This is a genomic window from Paraburkholderia phenazinium, from assembly GCF_900141745.1.
GTDB lineage: Bacteria > Pseudomonadota > Gammaproteobacteria > Burkholderiales > Burkholderiaceae > Paraburkholderia > Paraburkholderia phenazinium_B.
Genome location: NZ_FSRM01000002.1, coordinates 1,177,630 through 1,198,562, shown reverse-complemented (window position 1 = coordinate 1,198,562; position 20,933 = coordinate 1,177,630). Strand labels below are relative to the sequence as shown.

Genomic DNA, 20,933 nt, shown 5'->3' with positions numbered 1-20,933 from the left:
TAACTTTGTCCCACCGGCATGATGTTTCCAACGCAGCGAGCTGTTCGCTGGAACTCAAGGAGAACTGAAATGACTGGCAAATTTGATAGCAGGGTCGTGGTTGTAACCGGCGGCACCAGTGGCATTGGCCTTGCGACAGCCACCCGATTCGCGGCCGAAGGGGCTTCGGTTTTTATCACCGGCCGTCGCCAGCAGGAACTGGATGCCGCGACCAGAAAGATCGGTGGCCGCGTGACCGGTGTGCGTGCCGATATGTCGAAGCTTGCAGACATCGATCGTCTGTACGACGCGGTTCAGCAAAAGCATTCTCATATCGATGTGCTCTTCACTAACGCGGGCGGCGGTTCGATGCTGCCGCTTGGATCGATCACCGAAGAGCACTACGACGACACCTTCGGACGCAACGTGAAAGCGGTTGTCTTCACGGTCCAGAAGGCGCTTCCGCTGCTTCGGGATGGAGCGTCCATTATTTTGGCGGGATCCGTTACGGGATCGACCGGGACAGCCGCTTTCAGCATCTACAGTGCATCGAAGGCCGCCGTGCGCAATCTCGCTCGCAGCTGGACGCTCGATCTCAAGGATCGCGGTATCCGTGTCAACGTGGTGAGCCCGGGGCCGATCAAGACGCCGGGGCTTGTCGAACTTGCGGGCAATGACCCAGCGCAGCAACAGGGGCTTCTTGATCACATGGCGGCACAGGTGCCTCTCGGTCGCGTTGGCAACCCTGAGGAAATCGCCAACGCGGTACTCTTCCTTGCCTCGGATGAAGCGAGTTTCATCGCTGGCGCTGAATTCTTTGTTGACGGGGGCATGGCGCAGGTTTGAGTGCGTCGAGACCGCGGGGCGTTTTTTGAAAGCGGGCCCGCGGTCCGGACATGAGTTCTGCAGGCCTCCCCCTGCAGTCATCTCCCCAACGATTTACTTGACATCTAAAATATCGAGGACTAAATTACATTCCAGATTGCAACTGGAGCATCAGCATGCGCATCGTCTGTATTGGAGGAGGACCGGCCGGCCTGTACTTCGGGCTGTTGATGAAGGGCCGCAACCCGGCGCATGAGGTCACGGTCATCGAACGCAACCGGCCCTACGACACGTTCGGCTGGGGCGTGGTGTTCTCAGACCAGACGCTCGGCAACCTCCGCGCAGCGGACGCACCCAGCGCGGACGCCATACTCGACGCCTTCAATCACTGGGACGACATCGAAATCAATTTCCGCGGCGAAAAGATCCGCTCGTCCGGCCATGGCTTTTGCGGCATCGGCCGCAAGCGCCTGTTGAATATCCTGCAAGCGCGGTGCGAAGCACTCGGCGTCAAACTCGTGTTCGAAACCCAGGTAACGGACGACGCCGCTTACGAGGCCGATCTGATCATCGCCTGCGACGGCGCGAACAGCGCCATTCGTCAGAAGTATGCCGCGACCTACCAGCCCGACATCGACATGCGCGACTGTCGCTTCGTCTGGCTAGGCACGAAAAAACTTTTCGAAGCATTCACGTTCGCTTTCGAAGAAACCGAATGGGGCTGGTTTCAGGCCCATGCCTATCGGTTCGACGATCAGACCTCCACGTTCATCGTCGAAACACCGGAGCGCGTCTGGCGTGCTGCCGGCCTCGACGAGATGAGCAAGGAAGACAGCATCGCCTTCTGCGAGAAGCTGTTCGCCAAGTATCTGGACGGCAATGCGTTGCTCTCGAACGCCGCGCATCTGCGCGGCTCATCGCAATGGATTCGCTTTCCACGCGTGGTCAATCGGGAATGGGTGCACTGGCGCAGCAATGCCAACGGCACCCCGGACACACCGGTCGTGCTGATGGGCGACGCCGCCCACACGGCCCACTTTTCAATCGGCTCGGGCACCAAGCTCGCGCTGGAAGATTCGATTGAACTCGCCAACAGCATCGACGCGCATCCCGGCGATCTGGCCGCCGCGCTCAAGCACTACACCGAAGTGCGCAGCGTCGGCGTGCTGCGCATTCAAAACGCGGCACGTAACTCGACGGAGTGGTTCGAGCACGTCGACCGCTATACCGCGTTCGAACCGGAGCAGTTCGCGTATTCGCTGCTGACGCGCTCACAGCGCATCTCGCATGAAAATCTGCGTGAGCGCGATGCGGGCTACGTGTCCGGGTTCGAAGACTGGCTTGCATCACGCTCCGGTATAGAACGCGCGCCAGCAAAACCCTCCGTCCCGCCAATGTTCACACCGTTCAAGCTGCGCGGCGTGACGCTCAAGAACCGTGTGGTGGTCTCGCCGATGGCGCAGTACTCCGCCGTCGACGGTGTCGCCGGCGACTATCACCTCATGCATCTGGCCGCGCGCGCCATGGGTGGCGCCGCACTTGTGATGACGGAAATGACCTGCGTGTCGCCTGAGGCGCGCATTACGCCGGGATGCCCCGGCATGTACGCACCGGAACATCTCGCCGCGTGGAAGCGCATCGTTGAACTCGTACATCGGCAGTCGGATGCGAAGATCGGCATGCAGCTAGGGCATGCAGGCGCCAAAGCATCGACACGTGTGAGTTGGGAGGGCATCGATCAGCCGCTGCCCGACGGCAACTGGTCTCTCGTGTCGGCTTCGCCGCAACAGTATCTGCGCGGCGTCAGCCAATGGTCGCGCGAAGCAAGCCTCGACGATCTGCGCGAAATCGAAGCGCAATTCGTCCGCTCAACGGAAATGGCCGCGGACGCGGACTTCGACTGGCTCGAACTGCACTGCGCCCACGGCTATTTCCTGTCGAGCTTCCTCTCGCCGCTAACCAACCAGCGTAGCGACGAATACGGTGGCTCGCTGCAGAACCGCCTGCGTTATCCGTTGGAAGTGTTCGCTGCGATCCGCAAAGTCTGGCCGCAGGACAAACCTATCTCCGTACGCATTTCCGCTCACGACTGGGTAGACGGCGGCACGACGCCGGACGACGCGGTAGAAATCGCCCGCGCTTTCAAGGCAGCAGGCGCGGACATGATCGACGTATCTTCAGGCCAGGTTAGCAAAGAAGAAAAGCCCGTCTACGGCCGCATGTTCCAGACGCCGTTCGCCGACCGCATCCGCAACGAAGCCGGTATTGCGACAATCGCCGTCGGTGCGATCTCCGAAGCGGATCACGTGAACAGCATCATCGCCGCCGGCCGCGCGGATCTGTGCGCGATAGCAAGGCCGCATCTGGCGAATCCTTCCTGGACGCTCAATGAAGCTGCAAAAATCGGCTATTTCGATGTGATGTGGCCCAAGCAATACACGGCAGCGAAGTCGCAACTCGAACGCAATCTCGAGCGCGAGCGCGCTCAGGCCGCGGCAAACGCAGGCCTCTCGCCGCAAGAACGCGCACAACGCGCAGAAGGAACGGTGTGAACACAGAACTCTCCGGACTGGCCGGAAAACACGCGGTCGTAACCGGCGGCGGAAGTGGCATCGGCGCTGCCACCGCTGAGGCGCTGGTGCGCGCCGGGGCGCGCGTCACGTTGATGGGCCGCGACGCTGCGCGTCTAGCCGCGCAGCGGGACGCGTTAATTGCGCTAAGCCCAAGCGGTGCAGCAGACGAACTCACATGCATCACGCTGGACGTGGCGCAGGAAGCTGCCGTCATTGCCGCATTCGAGCAAGCCGGTCCTGTAGACATCCTGATCAATAACGCGGGCCAGGCGCAAGCCTCCCCGTTCACACAGACCGACATGGCGCTCTGGCAGCGCATGCTCGACGTCAATCTCACTGGCGTATTCCTTTGCACGCGCGCGGTACTGCCGGGCATGCTCGAGCGCGGCTATGGCCGCATCGTCAATATCGCCAGCACTGCTGGGCAGATCGGCTACGCCTACGTCGCCGCTTATTGCGCGGCAAAGCATGGTGTGATCGGGCTGACGCGTTCGCTCGCACTCGAAGTCGCGACCAAAGGCATCACCGTCAACGCAGTCTGCCCCGGCTACACCGAGACCGAACTGCTGCGCGCTTCGCTCGACCAGATCACCAGCAAGACGTCACGTAGCGAGAAAGAAGCACGCAGCATCCTGTTGCGCAATAACCCGCAACAACGCTTTGTCGCACCGGACGAAGTCGCCAACGCCGCCCTGTGGCTATGCATGCCGGGCTCGGCAGCGATAACCGGTCAATCCATTTCCGTCTCCGGGGGAGAAGTCACATGACCCGTGCAGCTAGCGCTAAAAAGGCGGCATCCGCAGAAGCAAAGCCCGCGGTACGCAAAGGCGTCGCGAAGCCTGCGGAAAACGTCGTCGACATGGAAATGAGCACGGGCGTCGACAGCCATATGGGCCTGCGTCTATGGCTGCGCATGCTCACCACGACCAACCTCGTGCAAGCCGAACTACGTAAACGCCTGCGCAGCGAATTCGACACCACGCTGCCCCGCTTCGATCTGATGGCCCAACTCGAACGTCATCCGGAAGGCCTGAAGATGACCGAGCTCTCGCGCCGGTTGATGGTCACAGGCGGCAACGTCACCGGCATTACCGATCAGCTCGAACAGGAACGCCTCGTGGTACGCGATGCGGATCCAAACGATCGCCGCTCGATCAGCGTGCGCCTGACACCTGAAGGCCGCAAGCTGTTCGACCGCATGGCCGTGGCACATGAACAATGGGTCGTCGAAATGTTCGGCGGCCTCAGCCTCGATGAGAAGTCGCGCACGCATCAGCGTCTGGGCAAGCTCAAGAAACATCTGCTCGACAACCTCAAGGGTTGAGCGGCACCGAACCGGAGGAGATATCCATGACACGATCCCACGTCGACGCATTGCTAGATGGCAATCGCGTAACGCTGGCGGGCTACGAAGCCAAACACTTCGGCTGGTCGGTGAACGCGAAGGTCGCGACGATCACGTTGAACCGTCCCGAACGCAAGAACCCGCTGACCTTCGAATCGTATGCCGAGTTGCGCGACCTGTTTCGCCAACTGGCATACGCAACCGATGTGAAGGCCGTCGTGATTCACGGCTCGGGCGGCAACTTCTGCTCAGGCGGCGACGTGCACGACATCATCGCGCCGCTGATCGATCTGCCGATGCCGGAGTTGCTGCTGTTCACGCGTATGACCGGCGATCTCGTGAAGGCGATGCGCCACTGCCCGCAACCTGTGATCGCCGCCGTCGACGGCGTCTGCGCGGGTGCAGGGGCCATTCTCGCGATGGCATCCGATATGCGTCTCGGCACCGCGCGCAGCAAGCTCGCATTCCTGTTTTCGCGTGTGGGTCTGGCCGGCTGCGATATGGGTGCGTGCTCGATCCTGCCGCGCATCATCGGTCAGGGACGCGCGTCGGAATTGCTGTTCACCGGCCGCTCGGCAAGCGGTGACGAAGGCTACGCCTGGGGCTTCTATAACCGTCTGTGCGAACCCGATGCGCTGCTCGACGAAGCCGCCAACCTCGCCGCCGAGCTCGTCGCCGGGCCGACTTTCGCGCACGGCATCACCAAGAAGATGCTGCACCAGGAATGGAGCATGAGCATCGACGAAGCAATCGAATCCGAGGCGCAAGCGCAGGCCATCTGCATGAGCACGCATGATTTCGAACGTGCTTACCGCGCGTTCGCGGCAAAGACGCGTCCTGTGTTCGAAGGAGACTGAATTGAGCTCTTCCGGCAAGACCGATCTCCATAGCGCGCTGGCGTGGCCATTCTTCGAAGACCGTCATCGCGAACTCGCGGCCGGCATCGAAGCGTGGTGCAGAACGCATCTCGCTGACGCGGAACACGGCGGCGATGTCGACGCAACCTGCCGTCGTCTCGTGCGCCAACTGGGTGCTGCGGGCTGGCTGAAATACGGCGTCGGCGGCACTGCATATGGTCGGCACGGCGACACCATCGACACCCGCGCCGTCTGCCTGTTGCGCGAAACGCTTGCCAGGCATTCTGGTCTCGCCGACTTCGCGCTTGCCATGCAAGGGCTCGGCTCGGGCGCGATCTCGCTCGGCGGCACGCACGAACAAAAGCAGCGATATTTGCCGCGGGTCGCGAACGGCACGGCCATTGCCGCATTCGCGCTGTCGGAACCGGAAGCAGGCTCGGACGTCGCAGCCATGGCTTTGTCCGCGCGAGAAGATGGCGACGCCTATGTACTCGACGGCGACAAGACCTGGATTTCCAACGGTGGAATCGCCGACTTTTATGTGGTGTTTGCCAGAACCGGCGAGGCGCCTGGCGCACGCGGCATCAGCGCGTTTATTGTCGATGCCGATACGCCGGGCCTTGAAATCGCCGAGCGCATCGACGTGATCGCACCGCATCCGCTCGCGCGTTTGCATTTTGCCGGCGCACGCGTGCCGCGCAGCCAGATGCTGGGCGAACCCGGCGAAGGTTTCAAACTGGCCATGCGCACGCTCGATATTTTCCGCACCTCGGTAGCAGCGGCATCGCTCGGCTTTGCGCGCCATGCCATGGCCGAGGGTCTCACGCGTGCAGCCTCGCGCAAAATGTTCGGCCAGACGCTCGGCGATTTTCAGCTGACCCAGGCGAAGCTCGCGCAGATGGCGTTGACCATCGACAGCAGCGCCCTGCTCGTCTATCGCGCAGCCTGGTTGCGTGACCAGGGCGAAAGCGTCACACGCGAAGCCGCAATGGCAAAGTGGCACGCCAGCGAAGGCGCGCAGCAAGTGATCGACGCAGCGGTTCAGCTGTGGGGCGGTATGGGTGTGCAAAGCGGCACCGCTGTCGAAATGCTCTATCGCGAGATTCGCGCTTTACGCATCTACGAAGGCGCAACCGAAGTGCAGCAGCTGATCGTGGGCCGTGACCTGCTGAAGGCACACGCTGCCGCCCAACAGGACAGCAAGAGCAAGCCATGAGCGCCACGTTCGACATGCCCGTACGCATCCGTTTCGCGCATTGCGATCCGGCCGGCATCGTGTTCTTTCCGCAATATCTCGTGCTGACGAATGCACTGGTGGAAGATTGGTTCACCGAGCGCCTGAAAATCGACTACGCACATATGATCGGCCAGCGCCGCATCGGCCTGCCGATCGTCAAGCTTGATTGCGAGTTTTCGCGGCCCAGCCGCATGGGCGAGACAGTCACGCTCACGTTGACGGTGAACTCAATCGGCCGCCGTTCGATCCGGATCGGCATTGTTGGCCATTGCCATGACGAAGTGCGCTTTCGCGCGCATCAGGTGCTGGTAACCACTTCGCTCGAGACCGGCCAGTCCATCGATATTCCCGACGACATCGCGAGCGCTCTCGCGTCCTTCGCTCCACCGCCTGCCCTCATCGACGAGCCACGCTCATGAAAAAACCTCTTCTTCCCGCCGGCTGGGTCAAACCGCGCGGCTATGCAAACGGCGTCGCGGCCGTCGGGACGCAAGTCTTCATCGCCGGACAGATCGGCTGGGATGCCGAGGCGCGCTTCACGTCAAACGACTTCGCGGCTCAGGCTATTCAAGCCTTGCGTAACATCGTCGCCGTGCTCAACGAGGCCGGTGGCAAGCCGGAACACCTGGTGCGCCTGACATGGTATGTGACCGACAAGAGCGAGTACCTTGCGGCGCTCAAGGACATCGGCCGCGCGTTTCGCGAGCTGATCGGCGATTACGACATCGCCATGAGCGCGGTGCAGGTCGTCGCGCTGATCGAAGACCAAGCCAAGGTCGAAATCGAAGCCACTGCAGTGATCCCCCACGAAGCCAGCTAACCGTCCGGGAGAACCTCATGGAACCGTCAGCTCACGTCGATACCTTTGCCCGCGATCATCTGCCGCCGCAGGATCAGTGGCCGGTGTTTCTGCTCGACAATCCCGACATCGCGTACCCGGCGCGTTTTAACTGCGCGACTGAGTTGCTTGACCGCACGATCGAGGCTGGTCACGGCGAGCGTCCCGCGATCTGGTCGGACATGAACGGCGTGCCTCAGGCGACTACCTATCGCGAACTGCTTACGCTGGCGAATCGCAGCGCACATGTGCTGGTCGATGAGATGGGGCTGCAGCCGGGCAACCGCGTCTTGCTGCGCGGGCCGAATACCTTGCAGATGGCAGTCGCCGCGTTGGCCGCGCTCAAGGCGGGACTTGTGCTGGTGCCTACGATGCCGCTGCTGCGCGCCAAGGAACTCAAGCAGATCATCGATAAGGCGCAGATCAGTGCCGCCTTGTGCGACACACGTCTGACCGAGGAACTCGAGCGTTGCCGTAATCCACAAGACGAGTATTTTTGTCCGGATCTGCAGCAGATCCGCCTGTTCCATGATGATGCTCCGGACTCCCTGGAAACACTTGCCGCGAGCAAACCAGAACACTTCAGCGCCTGCGATACCGCAAGCGACGACGTCTGCCTGATCGCCTTCACCAGCGGCACAACAGGCTTACCCAAAGGCTGCATGCACTTTCATCGCGACGTCCTGATGATGTGCGACCTGTTCCCGCGCCACGTACTCAAGCCCATCGCCAGCGACGTGTTCTGCGGCACGCCCCCACTGGCCTTCACGTTCGGACTCGGTGGTCTGCTGTGCTTCCCGCTTCGGGTCGGCGCTTCTACGGTGCTGATCGAGAAGCTCACACCGGAGACGTTGCTGCAAACCGTCGAACGCTTTCGCGCCACGATCATGTTCACGGCGCCGACCTTCTATCGGCAGATGGCGCCGCTGATACCGCGCTTCGATATCTCGAGCCTCGAGAAGACCGTTTCCGCTGGCGAAGCGCTGCCCGACTCGACGCGGCGGCTATGGCGCGAGGCAAGCGGCATTGAAATGATCGACGGTATCGGCGGGACCGAGTTGATCCATATTTTCATTTCAGCCGCGGGCGCGGAGACCCGGGCACATGCAATCGGACGCGCCGTTCCCGGATATGTCGTGCAAGCCGTCGACGATGCCATGCAGCCCGTGCCACCCGGCACCATCGGCAAGCTTGCCGTGCGCGGACCGACCGGTTGCCGCTATCTGGCCGACGAACGGCAAGCGAAGTTCGTGCGCGACGGCTGGAACCTGCCTGGCGACTCTGTCTATCTGGACGCCGACGGTTACGTGTTCTACCAGGCACGCGCCGACGATATGATCGTCTCCGCCGGCTATAACATCTCCGGTCCGGAAGTGGAAAGCGTGCTGCTGCAACACGATGCCGTGGCGGAATGCGGCGTAATCGGTGCACCGGACGAAACGCGTGGACAGGTCGTCAAAGCGTTTATCGTCCTCAATCCCGGCTATACCGGAGACGACAATCTGGTCGCGCAATTGCAGGATTTCGTGAAGAATAGCGTTGCGCCGTACAAGTATCCGCGTCTGATCGCTTTCGTCGATTCACTGCCGCGCACCGAAACGGGCAAGCTCAAACGGTTCGCTCTGCGCACCCTGTAATACGATGTAGCCTCACGTTCTTCCTTCCGCAACCGTGTTGCATGGGACCGATGTAGCGCGCTGAAGCGCGAACTCTGGTCAACAGGAGACAGGCATGTCCGCGTCATTCATCGAAGTCACCGCCCACGATGGCGGCCGTTTCAACGCTTACGTGGCGCGTCCTGCGCAAGGCTCGGGGCCAGGACTCGTGCTGCTGCAGGAAATCTTCGGCATCAACGACTTTATGAAGTCGATGGCCGACCGCTTTGCAGAAGAGGGGTACGTGGTGCTGGTGCCCGACCTGTTCTGGCGGATCCAGCCAGGCGTCGTGCTCGGCTACGGCGATGCCGATATGCAAACCGCGCTCGGTTACCTGCAACGCTTCGACATTGACCGCGCGATAGGCGACATCGAAGCAACCATCGGCGCGTTACGCGCGCTGCCGGAGCAGGCAGGCAAGGTCGGCACAATCGGGTACTGTCTGGGCGGCAAGCTCGCCATGCTAAGCGCAGCCCGCACCGACGTCGACTGTGCAGTCAGTTATTACGGCGCCGGGCTCGAAGCTTACCTGGACGAAGTACCGGCCATCCGCTGTCCGATGGTGTTCCACTTCCCCGAACAGGATGCGCACTGCCCGCCCGAGGTTCGCGAGCGCATCAGCAGCACACTGAAGACCCGGCCACAGATCGAGCAATACGTCTACGTGGGATGCGATCACGCCTTCGCCAATCCCTCACGCAAAAGCTACGACAAGCCCGCCACGATGATGGCGTACTCGCGCACCCTCACGCTGCTGCGCAAGGTGCTGGGGCCGGTGTACGACCTGAATACGCTGTGGGAACAGCACTGCTACTACGAATTCGCGACGCGCGACGTGGACGCGGTCATGCCGACCATGGTTGAACAACCGTACGTCAATCACGTCCCGACGATGACGGGCGGCGTAGGCCACGACAACCTCAAGCGCTTCTACACGCATCACTTCGTTCATTCGAACCCTGAGGATACGAAGCTGATTCCGATATCACGGACGATCGGCGCGGACCGCATCGTCGACGAATTCGTTTTCAGCTGCACGCATACATGCGAGATCGACTGGCTGCTGCCGGGTGTCGCGCCCACCGGCAAGTATTTCGAAGTGCCGATGCTGGCTGTGGTGTGCTTCCGCGGCGACAAGCTGTACAACGAGCATATCTACTGGGATCAGGCGTCGGTACTCGTGCAGGTGGGGCTGATCGATCCGGCAGGGCTGCCGGTGGCGGGTATCGAGAGCGCGCGCAAGCTGCTTGATGAGACGTTGCCGTCGAATCAGCTCATGGGCGCGAAGGCAAAGGCGTAAGGGGCATAGCGCGCAAAAGCAGCGCGCTCAATCCACCAACCCGACCTCAAGCGTGCGCTGATCGATCCGCCCATGATCGTCGATCGCCCGCACGCTGTAACTACCCGCCGTGCGCGGTTGCCAGTAAAGCGCCGTGCCCGGATCGCTACGGCCCACATACGCGTCGTTGACGAACCAGTACAGCGCATGCGCATCGGCATCCGTGGTGGCATTGAAGGCGATACGCTCCTGGCCAAGCTGTTTCAGACGCATCGCATAGACACTGCCACGCACGGGTGAAGTGATCTGCGGCGGATCGCCATCCGGCGTGCCCGCATTACGGCACTCCGGATTTTGCGGTGGCTTGCGGCGCGGGATACCTGCTTGCGCAAAAACCTGCTGCAGATCGGACGGCCAGAATTCATACACTTCTTCGTGCGTGCGCTTGCCCGTATAAGGCGGGCACGCCGGCAGACCGCTCGCATCATCGATCACCACCGGACGATGCACATTGCTCACGCGGATCGGCGACTTGCCTGGAATAAACCACGTCCAACCCTTCTCTGGACACCATTGATTCGGCAGCTCGCCGCTGGCAAGGCAGATCTGCACGCGTTTGACGTTACCCGGCCTGGGCCGGAATGGCTCGGCAAGCTGCGGACGTTCGGCTTCAAGCCCATCGACGATCTGGAAAAACAGCGGCGCAGCTGCATCCACGCCAACGAATGCCTGATTGCTCGTGCTGTCGAAATTGCCCACCCACACGATCAGCACATAAGGACCAAACACGCCTGCGGTCCACGCATCGCGAAACGCCCATGACGTGCCAGTCTTCCAGTACACCGGCAAATGCGATGGTTGCGCCCCGGTGGTTTCGTCCGGCCGCAGATGCTGACGCAGCATATCCATGACCATGAAGCTCGCCTCGTCGCTCAGCATGCGCGTACCCGGTACCTGAGGATCGCTGGCGAGCAGGCGCAGCGGTTTCAGTTCGCCGCGATTGGCGAGCATCGCATAGAGGCCGGCCAGATCCTGCATGGTCACCTCGCCACCGCCGAGCACCAGCGCGAGCCCATAGTGCTGCTCGCTCGCCAGATGCCCAATGCCGGCCTGCTGCAGGAACTGATACAGATCAGGCTGATGCAATTGCGACGCCACCCAAACCGCCGGAATATTGCGGCTGCGGTTCAGTGCATCGGTTGCGGTAATCGGCCCGAGGAAATGGCCGTCGAAATTCTCCGGCGTGTACGGGCCGAACGAGGTTGGCACGTCCCGCAGCACGGTCTGTGGATGCAGCACGCCCTGGTCGAAGCCAAGTGCATAGATAAACGGTTTGAGCGTCGACCCCGGCGAGCGCCGTGCCAACGTTCCGTTCACCTGACCTTGTATCGAGCGGTTGAAATAATCAGCCGAACCAACCATCGCCTTGATGCCCATGTCGCGCGTATCCACCAGCATGGCGGACGCGTTGCGAATCCCGATCCCGTTGTTACGTGCAACGTAGCGGGTAATCTGCCGCTCGAGGGTGTGCTGCAGATCCAGGTCGATCGTCGTCCGCAGACGCGATTCGTGATCTTCGCCGTCGATCTGTCGCGCCGCCAGCAGTTGCTCCACTGCATGCGGCGCCTCGAACGGCAGGCGCGACAACGGCCGGATATTCAATGGCAACGCAAACAGCGGTTTGAGCGAAGCATCCTGCGGATGGCCCGCCAGCCAACGCGCGTACAGGCGGTTGCGTGAAGTCGTGAGCTGCGGGTTGATCACGCCATCGGCACCCGCCGGCCCTCGCGTCGGCACACGCGGCAAACGGCGCGCCGGGTCCTGCGGAATCACTGCCAGCGTCAATGCTTCCGGCAAGCTCAACGCGCCCACCGGCTTGTTGAAATACGCGATGCTGGCCGCGCCGGCCCCCTCGACGTTTCGGCCATACGGCGCATCGTTCAGATACGCCTCGAGAATCTGCTGCTTGGAATAGAACAGCTCGAGCTGGATCGCGCGCCCCACCTGCTTCAGCTTGCCCCATGGCGTGCGCGTATTCAGTTGCCATAGCGAGCGCGCCAGTTGCATGGTGATGGTCGAGCCACCCTGCGGGTTGCCGTGCCGCACGTAGGTCACCCACGCGCCGCGCGCGAGGCCGTACGGATTGAAACCGGGGTGCCAGCGATACCAGCGGTCTTCGTGCAACAGCACTGCGTCAACCAGTTGCGGCGACATATCCTTGAGCGGCACCCACAGGCGATAGCGATCGTCGCTCGCCAGCGTCAAACGCAACAGGCGGCCGTGGTCGTCGTAGAAGGCAGTGGAGGACGGTTTCCATCCCTGCAGCGAAGGATGCGGCCAGAGACGGCAACCCGCCAGCACGCCCACGACGAGCAGCGCGCCGACCAGCCAGTTCTGCCAGCGGTGCAGCCAGCGGCCACACGCATGCAGCAAGGAACGAAGTAAAGACACGATGATGAGATTCGCAGAAAGCTGGAACAGCGTCGCTTGCCGGGCCACACGTCATGGGCTTTCGCTTCAGACGTGTGGCCGCGGGATTACGGTGTGCGTACCACCGTTAGCGTAGCGCCTCCTGGCGAACGGGCCTGGATCCGGCGATCGTACATCGACTCGCCGAAAGCCGGCGGCACGATGAAGGTGCCGGCATTGCTGGCCTTGATGCGATATACGAACTCCTTGACGTCCGGCGTCGCGGTTCCGTAGATCACGACGCGGTCTTCGCGGATATCCGCGTACTCGGGCTGCCAGGTCGAGCTCGACAGACCGATCGGCGAGCGGTACGGCGCAGCCTTCGCGTCGCTGCTGTCACTGTTATTGTCGCCGTTGTTGTTGTCGCTGTCGCTGCTGTTGTTATCGCCCTGGTTGGCCTGGTCGCCTTGATTCCCCTGGCTGGACTGATCGCCCTGGCCACTCTGCGCGTTACTGTCGTCTGTCTGGCTATCCGCAGCAGGCGGAGGCTCGATGACCGGCTCAAAACCGCCCGGCAGCAGATCGACAATCGCCACGTTACCCACGCCCTCGTCGCCCGTCGCGCGAATCTTCACGTGAACCTCGATCTCCTCGCCCAGTGTGATCTTGTCGAGCGGTTTGCCGTTGGTATCGGTGTAGTCGCGCACGATCTCGAGACCATTCTTGATCGCCTTGTCCGGCACGCCACGGTCGTAGCCCGTCTGACTGCTGACCCGCCACGCCGGCAAGCTGCTGCCGTTGACGAAACGCAGCTTCGTAGCCGCCGCACTCCAGCTACCCGATTGCAACAGGTTGCCCTGCAGCGTCGAGATCGCCTTGACGCTGCCGTCGGCGTGGACCTCGTCGATCGCCAGCTTGTCGACACCGGTTGCGTTCAAACTGCCGTACGCATCGAGCGCGAGCACCGTCATGGACGACGACAACGTATTGAACTGATTGCGCGCCAGCGGCCCGGCGATGTTCTCCATCACCTGCGGCGACAGTCCCTTCGCCCGGTCAGGGAAGTACTTCGACAGGAGATACAGCACGCTCGCATCGCGCGTCAGCGGATCAGTGTAGTAACCATACTCGAACTTTGCGGGATCCTGCTTGCGTTCCAGTTCGCGCTGCGGACCTGCGATCAGCGTGTTCGCCTCCTTGTCCTGCTTGAGCAGTTCATAGGACGCAGCAAGCCACGCAGCAGCAAGATCGTTCTTCCAGTCGTTCGGGAACGCTTCCTGCAAGCGTTTCTGCACCGCTGCCAGATCGTTGGTCGTCACATTCCCCTGGCGAGTCAGCAAGTAGACCGCATAGGCGCGCTGGCGCAGCAAGTCGAGCGAATCCAGACTGTCGTCGCTCGCGAGTTGATGCAGATACTGGTTGCCTGCGTCGAGCACGTCGCCCGGCACTGCGACACCCCGATCGCGCGCCTCCAGGAGGAATTGCATCGCGTACGCCGATATAAACGGCTCAGCATCTGGTGTCGCTGACCACAGTCCAAACCCGCCTTGACTATTTTGACGCGTACGCAGCACGTCGAGCGCTTGCGCCAGCGCCTGGTCGTTGGTGACTTGCGGGTCGCCGTTGGCGGGTTGCAGCGCGTGCGTCAGTGCAGGTACCGACGGCCACTTCGACGCAATCAGCCGCGGCATCGCCGCACTGACGATCTGCTCGCTGCAATAGTTCTGCACGTTGACGAGCCACGACGTCAAACCTTCCGACAACACCACCGGCACCGTAGAGATGCTCGCATCGCGCGATGCATACGCGTCGTACATCTTGCGCAAGCCTGGCAGATCCGTGTTGCTGTTAGCGCCGACGCGGGCGATATCGACCTGCGATCGATACGCAGCAGCCGGCCGCACAGACAGATCGAGGCTCTGCGCCGCCGACTTGCCTGCGTAGCTCGCCGTAAAAGTGAGGTTGCCCGAGCCCAGCGTATCGGTCGCCTTGACGCGGAACAGCGCCACGCCCTCATGCATCTGCGCGAGGCTCAGGTTCTGCGAAGCATTGCCGAGCACCTTCAGCTGCGGGCCGGTCTTCAGCGTCACCGTCACAGGTACCGGCTTGTCGCCGAGGCCCGTGAGATTGTTCGCCACACCCACGCTAACCTCGGCTTCGTCTCCAGGCGCGAGCATATTGGGCACGTTCGGCGACAGCACGAAGTCGCCGCGTACCGTGGTGGCCGCTTCAACAGTGCCCACCAGATCCGGCGATACCGACACCGCCATCACCCGCAGCTTGCCGTTGAAGTAATCGGGCACGGTGTAGCTGACGTCCTTCTCGCCATCCACATCGACGATCCCCGACCAATACACCACCGGCTTGTCGCGTTTGCGCTTGAACGGGTTGAGCTGACTGCCGATAGCATCGTCCGCATCGCCGCCGGGCGCCGCCATCGCCATCAGCTTCTCGAAGTCCGGCAAGATCAGATCGAGAATCTGCGAGGTGCCCACTTCAAGCATGCGCTTGCGGAAGAAGAACTTCAGCGGATCCCCGAGCTTATAGCGGGCGACCTGCAGGATGCCTTCGTCCACCGCGAACACCACGACCTTCGTCGGATGCGCCGCGTGCAGCTTGAACGTCGCCGTCTGTCCTGGCTTGACCAGCGGCGGCGCATCGAGCGTGAGCGCGTTACGGCGCGCGTCCATGTTCACCGAGAACGGCACGACACCATAGCTCAGCGGGCTCATGAAAATCTCGTCCGACGACGGATCGCGGATGTACTGCACGTTGATATAGCCGTTGCCCTCGAAGCCCGGCGGCACGGTGATGTGTTGCACGGAGCTGGTGGTGTCGGCATGGAACCACGCGTGCGCGTAGACCTTGTCGCGTTCGATCGTAATCAAACCGCTACCCGCATACGGCGCGCGAATCGCGATCTCCACCGGCTCACCCTGGGCATAGTCATGCTTGCTCAGGTTGATCTGCAACTCCGCGTTGCGGTCCAGCGAACGCGACACGTTGGCGTCGCCCGCCACCGAATATTCGACGCGATTCACTTCCGTTCGATCAGCACTCCGGATAATCAGCGCGTAGTTGCCCGGCTTGTCGGTCGGCAGCGTGTAGTCGAGACCCGCAGCCGGAATCGTCAGCGGATTTTCGCTGATCGGCACTTCCTTCAGACGCGAGTCGTACTTGTAGACGCCCGAATCCTGCTTGGTCAGCACCGACACATAGCGCCGCTCGACCAGTTGCGCCTTCAGGTCCTTCAGATCGATCGATTTGGCCTGCGGATTGATCGCGACCAGATGCACCGTACGCGGACTGCTGCGCTTCACGTAGGAGAGATCGTCGACCGACTTGTAGCCGACCAGCCAGTCGTCGCTAGACACCAGCGTCTGCACGTTCGCGGCCACGCTGCGGCCACCGTCCGCCTCATACGCTTTGGTCAGAAAATACAGCTGATAAGTTGCATCTGCGTATTTCTTGAGGTCGAGATCGAACTCGGCGTGTCCCTTGTCGTCGGTCTTGCCGTCCTGCAGATTGGTGGTGTAACCCTCCTGGGCGCGTCGGACGTCGAAGAAATGATAGTCCTGCCAGCTGCGGAATTCCGGCCATACCGGACGCAGCGTCAATGAAGCCTCGACGCGCCGGTCAGCCGCCGGCGTGCCGAACAGATTCTGCGCGTCGACGATACCCTTCAACTGATCCGGCTTGACCCACCCTTCGGCCACCTGCGACGAGAGCTTGGCCTCGACCTTCATGCGGTCCGGCAGAAACTCCTTCACTTGCACCGTGGTCGAGCCGATCGGCTGATCCGTCGCCTTGCCATCCTTGACGATATACAGGTTCACCGTCCACGCGCCGGTCGGCGCCGTTTCGGAAGGCGTATACGCCAGCTCGCTAAAGCCGGAGTTGTCGACGCTAATCGGCATGCGCTGAACCGTAATGCCGCGCGGATCGACGATCTCGGCCTGCAACGGCACGCCGCCCGGGCTACGCGCCCAGCTCGCCGCGCGCACGATCAGGCCGATATGGAACAGATCGCCCGGCCGGTAAATGCCGCGGTCCGAGAACAGATAGGCAGACAGTTGACCTTCGCTGGTCGGATTGCGCTCGCCGCCCACGTCGAAGCGCGAGAAGTCGAGCTGGCGGTCCTGGCCGCCCACCGGCAGGAACGACAGGTCATCGTCCTTCTTCACGACGTATAGCGTCGGCCGCTTCTCGTGGTCCAGTCCCTTGAAGGTCGGGAAGTGCACCATGCCATCGGCGGTGGTGTCCTGGGTGTACAGCGTCTGACCGTTGAGCGCCAGCACCGACACCGTCGCACCAGCCACCGGTTGCCCGGTGTGGATCGACTGCACGAACACATCCTGGCTGCCGTCGAGCGCGCGCTTGACGAGCATGCCCAGATCCGTGACCACGATCATGCGCGTATCGGTCGGCGACTGGTCGTCGCCGTTGCTGCTGTCGTCGCTCGAGTCGCTGTTGACGTCGCCGTTGTCATTGCCGGAGTCGTCACTCGAACTGGCGTCGCCGCTGGAATCTTGACTCTTTTCCTTGGCAGCTTTTTCAGCCGCCTTCTTCTCGGCGACCGGATCGTAGGCTGACAGATGCAGCAGGAACACGCCGCGCTTGCCGTCCTTCAGATATTGACCGAGGTCCACTCCTTCGTAATGCGCCTGACCCGGACCCGCCTTCGGAAACGCCCGCTTCTCCTCGAAGCGATCGACGATATGATCCTCGCTGAAGTTGTAGCCGAGCTCCGGCTTGGTATAGGTACCTTGATTGAAGCTCACCAGATGCTGCAACTGGTCCGGCAATACGCGACCGATCTCCACCTTCATGCCGGGCAGATTGCGCGACACCACGGAGATCCGCTTGCTGCCGCTCAACGACAACAGCGAGCCATCCGCCATGAAGTGCAACAGCTTCGGATAGTCGGGCACCGTGAAGGCCTGAACCGAAGGCTTGCCGAGCATGTAACCGCCGAACGACTTCAGCCCGGAAGCAATCCGCACATAGACGCGCTGTCCCGGGTCGGCGTGGAACTTGAAGCTTTGCAGCTCTGCGAATTCGTTTTCCGTCGGCACCAGTTCGAGTTTGAGCGGCTGCGACTGACGCAATACACTCTCGCTCACGTCCGCGGGGTCCCACTCATACGGCGGATCGTCGTCCTTCTGGTCCACGTCCGGCTTGCGTTTGGGCAGCACCCAGGCCTTGATCACGCCGCTCATATCGCTGCCGCGCACGGCGCCGCTGAGTTCGGTAACGAGCACCTGCTCCGGTTCGTAGCGGTCGTTGTCGACCAGCGTCGGAGTCACACTGTTGACGGCGAGACTATAAAGACCCGGCACCCGCACCACCGACTTCAAAGGGTCTTTGGTGCCCGCACCGCCGCGCGAGCTGCGCACGCCGCTATCGAGCGTGAGTTGCACCGCGCCGTCGTCGCGCGGCAGGTCGAGCGGCTGCGAGTGGACCCACGCGTTCAGTTTGGCCGTGTCGTAGATCACGGTGAATTTGAGCGGCGTGTTGAACTTGCCGTCGCTACCGGCGAGCGCCAGCGAGATGCGCTTTTCGAATTGCGCCGTGTCGACCGGGTAGTTGAAGCTCACCGGCATGATGGTCTTTTTCGCCGCCGCGTTTTGCGGATCCTGATAGAACTCGGCGGCACCCGCCTTGGCGATGAACGGTGCGATGTCGAAGGCCAGATGGTCATCGGCCATCAGCACGTGCGGGGCGAACGCCTGCTTGATATCGAACGCCAGTTCGATATGCGCACCGACCGGCCAGTCCGCCGCGGGCACGAAGCGCAGCGTGCGATCGTCCGCCCAGCTCCACTCGCCCTTCAGCGCCGGCGTCATGGTGATGCCTTTGGTGACTGTCTTGCCGACCAGTTCGATCGGCGCAGCCGAGCGCGAGAAGTCCACTTCCAGCGGATGAATCGTAATCTTGGGCGTGCCATCCGCCTGCACATAATCCGTGACAGCGGGCACCTTGGCCTGGAAGCTAATCCGTTCCGGTTCAGGGGCTTTCGGACGATGCGAATACCAATGCCAGCCGGCCACTGCCGCGACCACCAGCACGATGGCGCCGAGCAAGCCGCCAGCGAAGTGCCGGGGGCGGCGCCGGATCGCGGCGCCCGTGGCCGGCGCCCATGCGGGAGCCGACCACGAGACACTGCCGAAGACCGGCCGCGTAATCTTCGCGATGAGGCGGAACAGGCCGCGCACCAGACGCAGCGGCAGAACGAACAGAAATCGCAGAATATCCATGCTTCCCTCATCAAGGATAAGCTTGCGGCTTCTTATCCCCGTTTCCTCTTGCTTTTGTTAGCGCTAGTTTTATTGCTGCTCGATTCGTGCTCGTGCTGCCGGTGCCTGACGTGGATGCGGTAGAAGCAACTTCAGCCGGTTATTCGCCCAGCTTCGCGTCGACGCATCCCGTGCTGCTGCATTCGCGTTCACGCTCGCGCAGGAAGGCAATGCGCTGCTGCGTCATGTCCGTTGCGCACTCGAGATTGACGAAGTAGCCCTCGTCCTTTTCAAGGCTGCATCGGGCATCGCGCTGGCTGAGCCATGCGAGTTGTCCGTGCTTGAGCGTCGCCTGTTCCGCCGGGTGCAAGGCCAGCTTCACGCGGTCGTATTCCTGGTTCAGGTCGCGGTCGGACTGGGAGAACTGCGTGCTCGAGCAATACACCTGGTCAAATGCATTGCGGGGCTTGGCGCAACCGGCTGCGTGAGCCGTCATCGAAAATGCAGCCAGCAGTAACGGCAAAACGATTTTTTTCATGCTCAATGCATCCTTTAGATTAAAACGAAGGTTTTTTTATCATTAACGGGTACAGCCGAAAACCGGCGCTTCTTCGTCGCGTCCCATAAATCTATTCCAGCTGCATTAATGGCTTCCATGGACACACCAATCACCTCCGCGTATTGCAGCGGGTGCGCAGGTTTCAATATCCAGTTGCCAGTTTCTAACGCAAATCTCCCGGGCAGATTATTCACTAAAGCGCGGCACCTGGGATAGAGCCACTTTCAATATTGATTGTGACGACCGCAATCGTTAAACCAAAAAACCACAATAAAGCGCGGGTAGGGCAAAGCTCACGTGCAGATGAGTCAAACCCATCGCCTGATATCCGGCGCCGTGAATTAGATGCGCGAAGCCTGTTCTTTTGCTTCTTCCCGGACACGAACCGCCTGGAAGCCGACCGTGGGTTCTAAAAGCGCCCCGTCCAACAGAGCTATCATGTGGCACTCCACAGGCCCGGATCCCCTATGCTGACAGTCCATCATCTGAACAACTCCCGCTCGCAACGAGTCCTGTGGCTGCTTGAAGAGCTTGGCGTGCCGTACGAGATCAAACGCTACGAGCGCGACCCCAAGACCATGCTGGCACCGCCCGAATTGCGCGCGGTCCACCCACTCGGCAAGTCGCCGGTTATCACCGATGAAGGCCTCACGATCGCCGAATCGGGCGCTATCATCGAGTATCTGGTGGGCCGTTACGGCCAGGGCCGCTTCGCACCGGCAGTTGGCACGCCTGAGCGTTTGCGCTATACATACTGGCTGCACTACGCGGAAGGATCGGTCATGCCGCCTCTGCTGCTCAAGCTGGTGGCAACGCGGATCGGCAGCGCACCGATGCCGTTCTTCGCCAAGCCGATTGCCCGCAAGATCGCCTCGACGCTGCAATCGAGCTTCGTCGATCCGCAGATCAAGCTGCACCTTGGCTATATCAACGACGCACTCACGCCGACCGGCTGGTTCGTCGGCAACGAGTTCAGCGCCGCGGACGTGCAGATGAGCTTCCCGCTCGAAGCCGGCGCCGCGCGCGGCGGAGTTGACAACATTGCCGCGATTCGCGGTTTTCTGGACCGCATCCACGCGCGGCCGGCGTATCAGCGTGCGCTGGAACGTGGCGGCAAATATGACCTGCTGAGTTGAGCGCC

General features: G+C 61.6%; 14 protein-coding genes. 11 read left to right on the top strand and 3 right to left on the bottom strand.

From position 1 onward, the window contains the following. Positions 1–69: 69 nt before the first annotated feature. The 10 genes from BUS06_RS25495 (at position 70) to BUS06_RS25450 (ending at position 10,609) form a co-directional block, all read left to right on the top strand. A complete protein-coding gene (locus tag BUS06_RS25495) occupies positions 70–825 on the top strand; it encodes an SDR family oxidoreductase (protein WP_074267180.1) in 756 nt (251 codons plus the stop codon). A 155-nt stretch (positions 826–980) separates the two neighbouring features. Next, the gene (locus BUS06_RS25490; RefSeq protein ID WP_074267179.1) at positions 981–3,356 is read left to right on the top strand and encodes a bifunctional salicylyl-CoA 5-hydroxylase/oxidoreductase; all 2,376 of its coding nucleotides are present in this window, start codon (positions 981–983) and stop codon (positions 3,354–3,356) included. Next, the gene (locus BUS06_RS25485) at positions 3,353–4,144 is read left to right on the top strand and encodes an SDR family NAD(P)-dependent oxidoreductase (protein WP_074267178.1); all 792 of its coding nucleotides are present in this window, start codon (positions 3,353–3,355) and stop codon (positions 4,142–4,144) included. The genes BUS06_RS25490 and BUS06_RS25485 overlap by 4 nt, the downstream gene beginning before the upstream one ends. Beyond that, on the top strand, positions 4,141–4,701 hold the full coding sequence (locus tag BUS06_RS25480; protein ID WP_074267177.1) for a MarR family winged helix-turn-helix transcriptional regulator: 561 nt from the start codon (positions 4,141–4,143) through the stop codon (positions 4,699–4,701). Before BUS06_RS25485 ends, BUS06_RS25480 begins: the two co-directional genes overlap by 4 nt. A 26-nt stretch (positions 4,702–4,727) precedes the next feature. After that, positions 4,728–5,579 carry an enoyl-CoA hydratase family protein gene (locus BUS06_RS25475; RefSeq protein WP_074267176.1) on the top strand — a complete coding sequence of 284 codons (852 nt, stop codon included), beginning with the start codon at positions 4,728–4,730 and terminating at the stop codon, positions 5,577–5,579. A gap of 1 nt (position 5,580) precedes the next feature. Next, a complete protein-coding gene (locus BUS06_RS25470; protein ID WP_074267175.1) occupies positions 5,581–6,795 on the top strand; it encodes an acyl-CoA dehydrogenase family protein in 1,215 nt (404 codons plus the stop codon). Continuing rightward, positions 6,792–7,235, top strand: coding sequence for an acyl-CoA thioesterase (locus BUS06_RS25465; RefSeq protein WP_074267174.1), 444 nt, complete (start codon positions 6,792–6,794; stop codon positions 7,233–7,235). The genes BUS06_RS25470 and BUS06_RS25465 overlap by 4 nt, the downstream gene beginning before the upstream one ends. Continuing rightward, positions 7,232–7,636 carry a RidA family protein gene (locus BUS06_RS25460; RefSeq protein ID WP_074267173.1) on the top strand — a complete coding sequence of 135 codons (405 nt, stop codon included), beginning with the start codon at positions 7,232–7,234 and terminating at the stop codon, positions 7,634–7,636. The genes BUS06_RS25465 and BUS06_RS25460 overlap by 4 nt, the downstream gene beginning before the upstream one ends. Before the next feature lie 17 nt (positions 7,637–7,653). Continuing rightward, positions 7,654–9,291, top strand: a complete 1,638-nt coding sequence (locus BUS06_RS25455; RefSeq protein WP_074267172.1) for an AMP-binding protein — start codon at positions 7,654–7,656, stop codon at positions 9,289–9,291. A 94-nt stretch (positions 9,292–9,385) separates the two neighbouring features. Beyond that, positions 9,386–10,609 carry a dienelactone hydrolase family protein gene (locus tag BUS06_RS25450; RefSeq protein ID WP_074267171.1) on the top strand — a complete coding sequence of 408 codons (1,224 nt, stop codon included), beginning with the start codon at positions 9,386–9,388 and terminating at the stop codon, positions 10,607–10,609. A 27-nt stretch (positions 10,610–10,636) separates the two neighbouring features. Here the strand turns inward: BUS06_RS25450 and pbpC are convergent, their stop codons facing one another. The 3 genes from pbpC to BUS06_RS25435 form a co-directional block, all read right to left on the bottom strand. Beyond that, entirely contained in the window at positions 10,637–13,039 is a 2,403-nt protein-coding gene (pbpC, locus tag BUS06_RS25445) for a penicillin-binding protein 1C (protein ID WP_254368955.1), read from the bottom strand. Positions 13,040–13,125: 86 nt separating this feature from the next. Beyond that, positions 13,126–19,254: an alpha-2-macroglobulin gene (locus BUS06_RS25440; protein WP_074267170.1), complete on the bottom strand. Its 6,129-nt coding sequence runs from the start codon at positions 19,252–19,254 to the stop codon at positions 13,126–13,128. Positions 19,255–19,393: 139 nt separating this feature from the next. Beyond that, a complete protein-coding gene (locus BUS06_RS25435) occupies positions 19,394–19,771 on the bottom strand; it encodes a lysozyme inhibitor LprI family protein (RefSeq protein ID WP_074267169.1) in 378 nt (125 codons plus the stop codon). A gap of 488 nt (positions 19,772–20,259) precedes the next feature. On the opposite strand from BUS06_RS25435, the gene BUS06_RS25430 reads away from it, so the two are divergent. Continuing rightward, positions 20,260–20,928, top strand: coding sequence for a glutathione S-transferase family protein (locus tag BUS06_RS25430; RefSeq protein ID WP_074267168.1), 669 nt, complete (start codon positions 20,260–20,262; stop codon positions 20,926–20,928). Positions 20,929–20,933 lie beyond the last annotated feature (5 nt).

What these genes read in the sequence shown, in the direction of transcription:
- BUS06_RS25495 (WP_074267180.1), top strand. Translation starts at nt 70, where the DNA reads ATGACTGGCAAATTTGATAGCAGGGTCGTGGTTGTAACCGGCGGCACC.
- BUS06_RS25490 (WP_074267179.1), top strand. Translation starts at nt 981, where the DNA reads ATGCGCATCGTCTGTATTGGAGGAGGACCGGCCGGCCTGTACTTCGGG.
- BUS06_RS25480 (WP_074267177.1), top strand. Translation starts at nt 4,141, where the DNA reads ATGACCCGTGCAGCTAGCGCTAAAAAGGCGGCATCCGCAGAAGCAAAG.
- BUS06_RS25475 (WP_074267176.1), top strand. Translation starts at nt 4,728, where the DNA reads ATGACACGATCCCACGTCGACGCATTGCTAGATGGCAATCGCGTAACG.
- BUS06_RS25465 (WP_074267174.1), top strand. Translation starts at nt 6,792, where the DNA reads ATGAGCGCCACGTTCGACATGCCCGTACGCATCCGTTTCGCGCATTGC.
- BUS06_RS25460 (WP_074267173.1), top strand. Translation starts at nt 7,232, where the DNA reads ATGAAAAAACCTCTTCTTCCCGCCGGCTGGGTCAAACCGCGCGGCTAT.
- BUS06_RS25455 (WP_074267172.1), top strand. Translation starts at nt 7,654, where the DNA reads ATGGAACCGTCAGCTCACGTCGATACCTTTGCCCGCGATCATCTGCCG.
- BUS06_RS25450 (WP_074267171.1), top strand. Translation starts at nt 9,386, where the DNA reads ATGTCCGCGTCATTCATCGAAGTCACCGCCCACGATGGCGGCCGTTTC.
- BUS06_RS25440 (WP_074267170.1), bottom strand. Translation starts at nt 19,254, where the DNA reads ATGGATATTCTGCGATTTCTGTTCGTTCTGCCGCTGCGTCTGGTGCGC.
- BUS06_RS25435 (WP_074267169.1), bottom strand. Translation starts at nt 19,771, where the DNA reads ATGAAAAAAATCGTTTTGCCGTTACTGCTGGCTGCATTTTCGATGACG.
- BUS06_RS25430 (WP_074267168.1), top strand. Translation starts at nt 20,260, where the DNA reads ATGCTGACAGTCCATCATCTGAACAACTCCCGCTCGCAACGAGTCCTG.